We start from the raw sequence: 2,545 nt of genomic DNA, 5'->3' as shown, positions 1-2,545 counted from the left end.
TCCGCGGCCCCCGCTTCGGACGGCTTGGCTATGTTCTCGCTGGTCACAGGTGCACTCTTCCATGATCGGAGTCACACCGTTTCTTTTACAGTCCCGATCAAGGGGTCATTTTCGTGTCAGACCCCCGCGCAGTCCCCGACCCTACTCAGGCCTCGAGCTTCTCGGTGATGAGGGCAGCGATAGGGGAGCGTTCAGAGCGGGTGAGGGCGATGTGGGCGAAGAGCGGGTGGCCCTTAAGCTTTTCGACGACTGCGACTATGCCGTCGTATCGGCCGACGCGGAGGTTGTCACGCTGGGCGACGTCGTGGGTGAGGACGACGCGAGATCCCTGGCCAATCCGGGAGAGGACGGTGAGAAGGACATTGTGCTCCAGGGACTGTGCCTCGTCGACGATGACGAAGGCATCGTGGAGGGAACGGCCGCGGATGTGGGTGAGCGGCAGGACCTCCAGCATGCCGCTGGAAATGACCTGCTCGATCACTTTAGGGGTGGTGACCGCGGACAGGATGTCGAAGACTGCCTGTGCCCAGGGGCCCATCTTCTCGTCTTCGCTGCCCGGCAGGTATCCGAGTTCCTGGCCGCCCACCGGGTAGAGGGGGCGAAAGACCATGACCTTGCGGTGCTGGCGGCGTTCCAGGACGGCCTCCAGGCCTGCGCACAGCGCCAGCGCGGACTTGCCGGTGCCAGCGCGGCCGCCCATGGAAACGATCCCGACGTCGGGGTCGAGAAGTAGGTCGAGGGCAATGCGCTGCTCGGCGGAGCGACCCCGCAAACCAAACGCCTCGCGGTCACTGCGGACCAATCGCACCTGCCCGTCGTGGCTGACCCGGCCCAGGGCGCGGCCGCGCTCGGAGTGCAGGATTAAGCCGGTATGGACTGGCAACTCGGCTGCCCCGTCGATGTCGGTCGTGGCGTTGGGGCCGGCGCCAAAGAGGGTGTCGATCTGATCGGCGGGGACGTGGAGTTCGGTGATTCCGGTCCAGCCGGAGGTGGTGGCGAGTTCGGCATGGTATTCCTCAGCAAGCAGACCGACCGCGCTGGCCTTGATCCGCAGAGGTAGATCCTTGGAGACGACGGTGACGTCGTAGCCATCTGACTGAAGGTTGCGTGCAACGGCGAGGATGCGAGCATCGGCTTCGCCGCCGCAGGCGTGGTAGCCAGCGGGCAAAATGGAGGGGTCGGAGTGGTTCAGCTCGACCCGGATGGTGCCGCCGACCTCGCCGACCTGGATCGGCTCGTCGAGGCGGCCATGCCGGATGCGGTAGTCGTCGAGGAGGCGGAGCGCCTGACGGGCGAAGTAGCCCAGCTCGGGGTGGTGCCGCTTCGCTTCCAGCTCGGTGACCACGACCACCGGAAGGACGACCTCGTGTTCCTCGAAGCGGTCGATGGCGAGGGGGTCGGCCAGGAGCACGCTGGTATCGAGAACGTATGTGCGCCGATCGCCCGGGCGGGAGCGGGTTGGTGTTTTGGACCGGATACCAGACTCTTCTTCGATCATGCTGTGTCTCCGATCCGTTGCGGCGACTGGCTCACGACTCTATGAGTGGGTCGGCCGTCCCGCAGCTCGGCGGTGCTGTGCGTGGACGCTAACCCCGGCGCCCGGTTCGGCGCGATACGCTATGAGGAAATTACATGATTTGTCATCAATTGAGAGAATTTGAAAGGCGCTCTCTGAACCAGGCGGCGATCTGAGGGCGGTAGCGCAGGAGAGGAGCAGAACCCGACGAGCTCGGCAGACCTGCCACCCGCCCCCTCTTCTAGGGCCTGTGTGATGTCGTGTAGATGGGGCGCGCTTAGGCCAGGCGCAGGGTGCCGATCCCCTCTTGAGCTGTTTGTTGCCGCGCCGGGAGGGGTGTTCACCGGGGATGGAGGAGCCGGAGTTCCGGGTCACGGGCGCGAGGCCGGCGTAGGCGGCGAGGTGGCCGGCGGTGGCGAAGCCGCTGCCGTCGCCGACGTCGACGAGGATGCGGGCCGCGGTCCTGATCCCGATGCCGGGCATCGAGATCAGGACCTGGGAAAGAGGGTGGGCTCCAGGAGTTCCTCGATCTGAGCCGCGAGGAGTTTGCGCTGGTCAAGCACGGACTGGAGCGAACTGGCGAGGCTGGGAACGATCAGCGCGGCAGCATCGGTTCCCGGGACGACGACGGTCTGTTCGTCGAGGGCGGTGACGTCCTCGACCAGCCGCTCGGCCATCCGCGGTGCCTTGGGACGTATCAAGGTCACGAGGCGACGGCGTCCGGCTTTGCGGATCTGGGCCGGGGAGCCGAACTGGTCCAGCATCTTGAGCACGGCCGGGTGCTGGATCCGCGGGCCCAGGACACGCTCGAGCGACGGATGGATCTGGGTGAGGAGGCCGCGGAGCCGGTTGGCGATCCGGGTGGACTCGCCTGCCAGGTCGTCGTCGAACCCGGCGATCATGGCGAGTTCGGCGACGGTTTCGTCCGTGGGATCGTCGGTCCGCAGGGTGTGGGGCATGGCCCTGGCGGCGTCCGCGACGATGAACGCGTCGCGGGCGTCGGTCTTTGCCTCACCGGAATAGAGATCG

Annotated in this window: 1 protein-coding gene and 1 pseudogene; both read right to left on the bottom strand. The window is 66.2% G+C overall.

What is annotated here, in order from left to right; all coding sequences use genetic code 11:
* Positions 1-145: 145 nt before the first annotated feature.
* Entirely contained in the window at positions 146-1,498 is a 1,353-nt protein-coding gene (locus tag ABZX75_RS34195; RefSeq protein WP_355418106.1) for a PhoH family protein, read from the bottom strand.
* Positions 1,499-1,819: 321 nt separating this feature from the next.
* Positions 1,820-2,545, bottom strand: a pseudogene (locus tag ABZX75_RS34190) (transposase); the annotation flags it as partial.

Origin of the sequence: Streptomyces sp. NPDC003038, assembly GCF_040611115.1 — a bacterium.
In the GTDB taxonomy this organism is placed as follows: domain Bacteria; phylum Actinomycetota; class Actinomycetes; order Streptomycetales; family Streptomycetaceae; genus Streptomyces.
The sequence above is the reverse complement of the archived record's forward strand: the minus strand, read 5'-3'. Positions and strand labels throughout refer to the sequence as shown.

Coding starts and splice junctions, on each gene's coding strand:
- ABZX75_RS34195 (WP_355418106.1), bottom strand. CDS start 1,498: ATGATCGAAGAAGAGTCTGGTATCCGGTCCAAAACACCAACCCGCTCC.